At 58.7% G+C, this 7,230-nt stretch carries 6 protein-coding genes; 4 read left to right on the top strand and 2 right to left on the bottom strand.

Features of this window, described 5'->3' with window-relative positions; translation table 11 throughout:
• Positions 1–320: 320 nt before the first annotated feature.
• Both ACGSLL_RS08910 and ACGSLL_RS08905 read right to left on the bottom strand, forming a co-directional pair.
• Positions 321–1,541 carry a CaiB/BaiF CoA transferase family protein gene (locus tag ACGSLL_RS08910; protein ID WP_394504990.1) on the bottom strand — a complete coding sequence of 407 codons (1,221 nt, stop codon included), beginning with the start codon at positions 1,539–1,541 and terminating at the stop codon, positions 321–323.
• Between the two features lie 13 nt (positions 1,542–1,554).
• Complete coding sequence (locus ACGSLL_RS08905) at positions 1,555–2,736, bottom strand: acyl-CoA dehydrogenase (RefSeq protein ID WP_090288050.1); 1,182 nt, start codon at positions 2,734–2,736, stop codon at positions 1,555–1,557.
• Positions 2,737–2,894: 158 nt separating this feature from the next.
• Between ACGSLL_RS08905 and ACGSLL_RS08900 the strand changes: the two genes are divergently transcribed.
• The 4 genes from ACGSLL_RS08900 (at position 2,895) to ACGSLL_RS08885 (ending at position 7,119) form a co-directional block, all read left to right on the top strand.
• Positions 2,895–3,794, top strand: coding sequence for a LysR family transcriptional regulator (locus ACGSLL_RS08900; RefSeq protein WP_394504988.1), 900 nt, complete (start codon positions 2,895–2,897; stop codon positions 3,792–3,794).
• Positions 3,795–4,228: 434 nt separating this feature from the next.
• Positions 4,229–5,350, top strand: coding sequence for a Re/Si-specific NAD(P)(+) transhydrogenase subunit alpha (locus ACGSLL_RS08895; RefSeq protein WP_394504985.1), 1,122 nt, complete (start codon positions 4,229–4,231; stop codon positions 5,348–5,350).
• A 15-nt stretch (positions 5,351–5,365) separates the two neighbouring features.
• Complete coding sequence (locus tag ACGSLL_RS08890; RefSeq protein WP_003220416.1) at positions 5,366–5,686, top strand: NAD(P) transhydrogenase subunit alpha part 2; 321 nt, start codon at positions 5,366–5,368, stop codon at positions 5,684–5,686.
• Positions 5,686–7,119, top strand: a complete 1,434-nt coding sequence (locus ACGSLL_RS08885; protein WP_095190292.1) for an NAD(P)(+) transhydrogenase (Re/Si-specific) subunit beta — start codon at positions 5,686–5,688, stop codon at positions 7,117–7,119. The genes ACGSLL_RS08890 and ACGSLL_RS08885 overlap by 1 nt, the downstream gene beginning before the upstream one ends.
• Positions 7,120–7,230 lie beyond the last annotated feature (111 nt).

Genomic DNA, 7,230 nt, shown 5'->3' with positions numbered 1-7,230 from the left:
CTTCAACAACTTCAACCACTTGCGCTTCCGATCTCTCGTCAGCGGGAGGCGAATTCTACAGCGTTACACGCTGCTGTCAACACCTCTTTTTCAACTTCCTTTCGGGCTTCGATGAACTGAAGCCGCCTACTGCCGAAACTTACTTAACTCGTTGAATCTTAAGGAGTTTTCCGTTTCGACTGCGCCGGAAGTGGGGCGAATTATAGACACCTGTGATCTGCCGTCAACCGTTAATTTCGCTTTTCTTTCAATCAGTTGTAGATCGATCAAAAAATCATCAAAAACGATCAAGCCCGATTCCTTCTATATAGAAGGAATCGTCACAGCACTCCGATCGCCTTCAAATCAGCCACCGCACCCGCCCCCAGGCCCAGCACTCGCTGCAATACTTCAAGCGTGTGCTCGCCCAGCAATGGTGGCGCGTGACGATACTCGACAGGCGTTTGCGACATACGGATAGGGCTGGCCACCTGAGGCACCATGCCTGCCAATGCATGTGGTAACTCGATCGCCAGTCCGCGCGCCTTCACCTGCGGATCCTCGAAAACCTGCGACAGATCATTGATTGGCCCGCACGGCACGCCTGCCTGCTCAAGCTGAGCCACCCACTCGGCAGTGGTCTTGAACACGGTTGCCTGGCGAATCAATGGAATCAGCACAGCCCGGTTGGCCACGCGCAGCTTATTGGTCGCAAAGCGCGGATCATCCGCCCACTGTGGCTGCCCCGCCACCTCGGCAAACTTGCGGAACTGCCCGTCATTGCCGACGGTAAGAATGAAGTCGCCGTCAGCGGTAGGAAAATCCTGATAAGGCACGATATTCGGATGCGCGTTGCCCAGGCGCTTGGGCGCATTGCCCGTTGTCAGGTAGTTCATCGCCTGGTTCGCCAGGCAAGCCACCTGGACATCCAACAATGCCATGTCGATGTGCTGACCACCGCCGTCGTGATCCCGATGCGCCAGCGCCGCCAGAATCGCCACTGTCGAATACAGCCCGGTGAGAATGTCCGTCAGTGCCACGCCGACTTTCACCGGCCCGGCGCCTTCATCTCCCTCAGGGCGACCGGTCAGGCTCATCAGCCCACCCAGGCCCTGAATCATGAAGTCGTAGCCCGCGCGCTTAGCATAAGGCCCGGTCTGACCAAAACCGGTGATCGAGCAGTAGATGAGATTCGGATTGATCGCCTTCAACGACTCATAGTCGAGCCCATAGGCCGCCAGACCGCCGACCTTGAAGTTCTCGATCAGAATGTCGGACTTCGCCGCCAGTTCACGCACCAGCTTCTGCCCCTCGGCACGGGTGAAATCGATAGTCACCGATTGCTTGTTGCGGTTGGCGGACAGGTAATAAGCCGCCTCCGACGTATTCTCGCCGTAGGCGTCCTTAAGGAACGGCGGCCCCCAGGCGCGCGTGTCGTCGCCATTGCCCGGGCGCTCGACCTTGATCACTTCGGCGCCAAGGTCGGCGAGAATCTGCCCGGCCCACGGCCCGGCCAGCACTCGCGACAAATCCAGTACCCGCAGATGCGACAGCGCGCCCATGGTCGCTCTCCTGTTAATAGAACGCCTGCAGGCCGGTTTGCGCACGCCCGAGGATCAGTGCATGAACATCGTGAGTACCTTCATAGGTATTCACCACTTCCAGGTTCACCAGGTGGCGAGCGACGCCGAACTCATCGGAGATACCGTTACCGCCGAGCATGTCGCGAGCCATGCGAGCGATATCCAGCGACTTGCCGCAGGAGTTACGCTTCATGATCGAAGTGATTTCGACCGCCGCCGTGCCTTCATCCTTCATCCGCCCCAGACGCAGGCAGCCTTGCAGAGCCAGAGTGATCTCGGTCTGCATGTCGGCAAGCTTCTTCTGTACCAATTGGGTTGCGGCCAATGGGCGACCGAATTGCTGGCGATCCATGGTGTACTGGCGAGCGGTGTGCCAGCAGAATTCGGCAGCCCCCAGCGCACCCCAGGAAATGCCGTAACGGGCGGAGTTGAGACAAGTGAACGGGCCTTTGAGACCGCGCACGTCCGGGAAGATGTTTTCTTCCGGCACAAACACGTTGTCCATGACGATCTCACCGGTGATCGATGCACGCAGCCCGACCTTGCCGTGAATCGCTGGAGCGCTCAGGCCTTTCCAGCCTTTTTCCAGGACGAAGCCACGGATGTCGCCCGCATCGTCTTTCGCCCAGACCACGAACACGTCGGCGATCGGGCTGTTGGTGATCCACATTTTTGCGCCGGTCAGGCTGTAGCCGCCGTCGACCTTACGTGCGCGGGTAATCATCGCGCCCGGATCGGAGCCATGGTTGGGCTCGGTCAGACCAAAGCAGCCGATCCATTCCCCGGACGCCAGTTTCGGCAGGTACTTCTGTTTCTGTGCTTCGGTGCCGAACTCGTTGATCGGGACCATCACCAGTGAGGACTGCACACTCATCATCGAACGGTAGCCGGAGTCGACACGCTCGACTTCACGAGCGATCAGGCCATAGCTGACATAGTTCAGGCCGCTGCCACCGTACTGCTCAGGGATGGTCGCGCCCAGCAAGCCTACTTCGCCCATTTCGCGGAAAATTGCCGGGTCGGTCTTCTCATGGCGGAAAGCTTCGAGGACGCGCGGCGCGAGGCTCTGCTGAGCGAACTGCTCGGCGGTGTCGCGAATCATGCGCTCTTCTTCGGTGAGCTGTTGATCCAGCAGCAGGGGATCGATCCAGTTGAAGCTAGCTTTACCGCCCATGAGTGTGTCCTCGTAAATCGACTGAATTAACGTGGCATTGATCCTAGGCGCGGTTAGCCGTCACGGCAAACGAGGATTTCGCATCCTGTTGTGCTAATTTCTCACTCCGAAACGTCGCGAATAGCCATTTATGCGGCGCATTAGTGAGGTTGACGTACATGCGCAGGAAGATCCCAAGCACCGCCGCCCTGATCAGCTTCGAAGCGGCCGCTCGACATGAGAGCTTTACCCGGGCTGCAGAAGAACTTTCGCTCACTCAAGGTGCCATTTGCCGACAGATCGCCAGCCTTGAGAACTTCCTTAGTGTCGAACTGTTCCGACGCTCGCGACGCGGAGTAAAACTGACCGAGGCCGGACTTTCCTACAGTCGTCGGGTCGCAACGCAACTCGACGCCGTCGAGCGCGACACTCTCTCGGTCATGGGGCAACAAGGCGCCAACGTCATCGAACTGGCGGTAGTACCGACGTTCGGCACGCAATGGCTGTTGCCGCGCTTGAAGGATTTTCAATACAAGCACCCGGAAGTCACGGTCAACCTGACCAACCGTACCCGCCCGTTCCTGTTTGCCGACACGCAATTTGATGCGGCGATCTACTTTGGCGATGCCGACTGGTCCGGCACTGAATCCCATAGACTGATGGGCGAAAATCCGCTGCCGGTGTGCAGCCCGACTCTGCTCGACAACCAAACGCATCTGAGCGCCGAGGCCATAGCCGAATTACCGTTGCTGCAACAGACCACCCGCCCCTACGCCTGGCGCCAGTGGTTCAACTCGCAACAGCTGAACATTCCCCGCGACATGACAGGTCCCCGCTACGAGCTATTCTCCATGCTCGCCCAGGCGGCCATGCACGACATGGGCATTGCGCTGATTCCGCCGTTCCTGATTCAGCGAGAGCTCGCCGAAAAACATTTGGTGATCGCCAATCACCAAGCGCTCTCCAGCGTTAGGGCTTATTACCTGATGATTCCAGAACGGAAGGTCGAATCAGCATCACTGAAAGCATTTCGTGACTGGCTGTTACAGCAGGCGCAGAGCTACAGCCTAGAAGAATAGCGGCCTTCAGCAATTGCTAACCCCGTAGTCAGGAAAATTAAAGCCCTACAGATGTAACTATTTGTCGCTTTTTCTACGACTGTATCCGAAAGTCGTACAGACGTCCCAGAAGCGCCGTAAGACGTGGCTTTGAGCCTTCATTGGCGACACATTGCTGCCTATTCACGCCACCTATCAGAAATTTTTCAATATTCAGTCAGAATCCATGCAGGGCACGGCCTGCAAGGGATTCAGCTGGCCATCTGCGACATTCGGTCACGGCATGACTTGTAGTTAATTTTCCGTCACCCGTCATAATCCCTTGAAGGGCATAAAGTTCGCCTGCAAAATGCCGCGCCCCGTCCTGATTTGGCGGGATCGTGCTGATCGGCCGCCCCAGTCGCACCATCCGCAGTGCCTGGGTTTACTCAATAAGATCACGCAGGAGATTTGACGTGCACATTGGTGTTCCTCTCGAAACCCAGACCGGTGAAACACGGGTTGCTGCAACCCCGGAAACCATCAAGAAGCTGATCAGCCAAGGTCACAAGGTCACTGTGCAAAGCGGCGCCGGCATCAAAGCCAGCGTTGTCGACAGTGCCTATGAAGCGGCAGGCGCAACCATTGGCAGTGCCAATGATGCGTTTGGCGCCGAGCTGATTCTGAAAGTGGTCGCCCCGAGCGACGCCGAACTGACGCTGATACAGCGCGGCGCGGTATTGGTGGGCATGCTCAACCCGTTCCACAACGAAACCATCGCCAAAATGGCCGAGTGCGGGATTACCGCGTTCGCTCTTGAAGCGGCGCCGCGCACCTCGCGCGCGCAGAGTCTCGATGTGTTGTCGTCGCAGGCGAACATTGCCGGCTATAAGGCGGTGTTGCTGGCGGCTCACTACTATCCACGCTTCATGCCGATGCTGATGACCGCTGCGGGCACCGTGAAAGCGGCGCGCGTGCTGATTCTTGGCGCAGGTGTGGCCGGGTTACAGGCGATTGCCACGGCGAAACGTCTGGGTGCGGTGATCGAGGCGTCTGACGTACGTCCGGCAGTAAAAGAGCAGATCGAATCCCTCGGCGCCAAGTTCGTTGACGTGCCTTACGAGACCGATGAAGAGCGCGAGTGCGCGGTCGGTGTCGGCGGTTACGCGCGGCCAATGCCGGCGAGCTGGATGCAGCGTCAGGCCCAGGCCGTGCATGAACGCGCCAAACAGGCAGACATCGTCATCACCACCGCGCTGATTCCGGGCCGCAAGGCGCCGACACTGCTCAGCGCGGATACCGTGGCGCAGATGAAGCCCGGCTCGGTGGTCATTGACCTCGCCGCCGCTCAGGGTGGCAACTGCCCGCTGACCGTGGCTGATCAGGTCGTTGTGGAAAACGGTGTGACCATCGTCGGCCCGACCAACCTCGCCGGTGAAGTCGCTGCCGATGCTTCGGCGCTGTATGCACGCAACCTGCTGGACTTCCTCAAGCTGGTGTTCACCAAGGAAGGCCAGTTCGACGCCAACCTCGAAGACGACATCGTCGCTGCGTGCCTGATGTGCCGCGACGGCCAAGTCATCCGCAAAAACGCCTAAGCAGGGATTCAGACGATGGAAGAGCTTATCTCCCCCGGTATCTACAACCTGATCATCTTCGTGCTGGCGATTTATGTCGGCTACCACGTGGTCTGGAACGTTACGCCTGCGCTGCACACACCGTTGATGGCCGTCACCAACGCAATCTCGGCGATCGTCATCGTCGGCGCGATGCTCGCCGCCGCGCTGACCGTCACGCCGCTGGGCAAAACCATGGGCACGCTGGCCGTAGCACTGGCTGCGGTCAACGTCTTCGGTGGTTTCCTGGTCACCCGCCGCATGCTTGAGATGTTCAAGAAGAAAGCCCCGAAAGCAAAAGAAGAGGCGCCGAAGTAATGAGCATGAATCTCGTCACGACGCTCTACCTGATCGCGTCGATCTGCTTTATCCAGGCCCTCAAAGGCCTGTCGCACCCGACCACTTCGCGGCGCGGCAACCTGTTCGGCATGCTTGGCATGGCGTTGGCGATCCTCACCACCGTCGGCCTCATCTATAAGTTGGGCGCCGAGCTGGCCACTGCCGGTATCGGTTACGTGATCGTCGGCCTGCTGATCGGCGGTACCGCCGGCTCGATCATGGCCAAACGCGTTGAAATGACCAAGATGCCGGAACTGGTGGCGTTCATGCACAGCATGATCGGTCTCGCAGCGGTATTCATCGCGATTGCCGCCGTGGTTGAGCCGCAATCGCTGGGCATCGTCAAACAGTTAGGCGATGCGATTCCGGCGGGCAACCGTCTGGAGCTGTTCCTCGGTGCTGCGATCGGTGCGATCACCTTCTCGGGTTCGGTGATCGCCTTCGGCAAGCTCTCGGGCAAATACAAGTTCCGCCTGTTCCAGGGCGCACCGGTACAGTTCGCCGGGCAGCACAAGCTCAACGCCGTATTGGGCCTGGCGACGCTGGCACTCGGCCTGACCTTCATGTTCACGGGTAACCTCACCGCGTTCGCGCTGATGCTCGCGCTGGCGTTCGTGATGGGCGTGCTGATCATCATCCCGATCGGCGGCGCCGACATGCCGGTGGTGGTATCGATGCTCAACAGTTATTCGGGCTGGGCAGCGGCGGGTATCGGTTTTTCGCTGAACAACTCGATGCTGATCATTGCCGGTTCCTTGGTGGGCTCGAGCGGGGCGATCCTCTCGTACATCATGTGCAAGGCGATGAACCGTTCCTTCTTCAATGTGCTGCTCGGCGGTTTCGGCAACACGGCGGATGCGGGCCCGGCCGGCGCCAAAGAAGCACGTCCGGTGAAATCCGGCTCCGCTGATGACGCCACATTCCTGCTGACCAACGCTGATACCGTGATCATCGTTCCGGGCTATGGTCTGGCGGTAGCGCGTGCCCAGCATGCACTGAAGGAACTGACCGAGAAGCTGACTCACCGTGGCGTGACCGTGAAATATGCGATCCACCCGGTAGCCGGGCGGATGCCTGGGCACATGAACGTACTGCTCGCCGAGGCCGAAGTGCCTTACGATCAAGTGTTCGAGATGGAAGACATCAACTCCGAGTTCGGTCAGGCCGACGTTGTGCTGGTGCTCGGTGCGAACGACGTGGTCAACCCGGCCGCGAAGAACGATCCGAAATCGCCGATTGCCGGCATGCCGATTCTCGAGGCGTTCAAGGCCAAGACCATCATCGTCAACAAGCGCTCGATGGCCAGCGGCTATGCCGGTCTGGACAACGAACTGTTCTACCTGGACAAGACCATGATGGTCTTCGGCGATGCGAAAAAAGTCATCGAAGACATGGTCAAAGCGGTCGAGTAATTCACCATTGCAATAGCGAACGCCCCGACTCGTCGGGGCGTTTTTGTTTGCGCAAAACACCGGACAATTTGCCGCGTTGTTGCAGATCCGGTAACGGTGTTTTACTTGAAA

This window comes from Pseudomonas retamae (genome assembly GCF_043496865.1).
GTDB classification, from domain to species: domain Bacteria; phylum Pseudomonadota; class Gammaproteobacteria; order Pseudomonadales; family Pseudomonadaceae; genus Aquipseudomonas; species Aquipseudomonas retamae.
The sequence above is the reverse complement of the archived record's forward strand: the minus strand, read 5'-3'. Positions and strand labels throughout refer to the sequence as shown.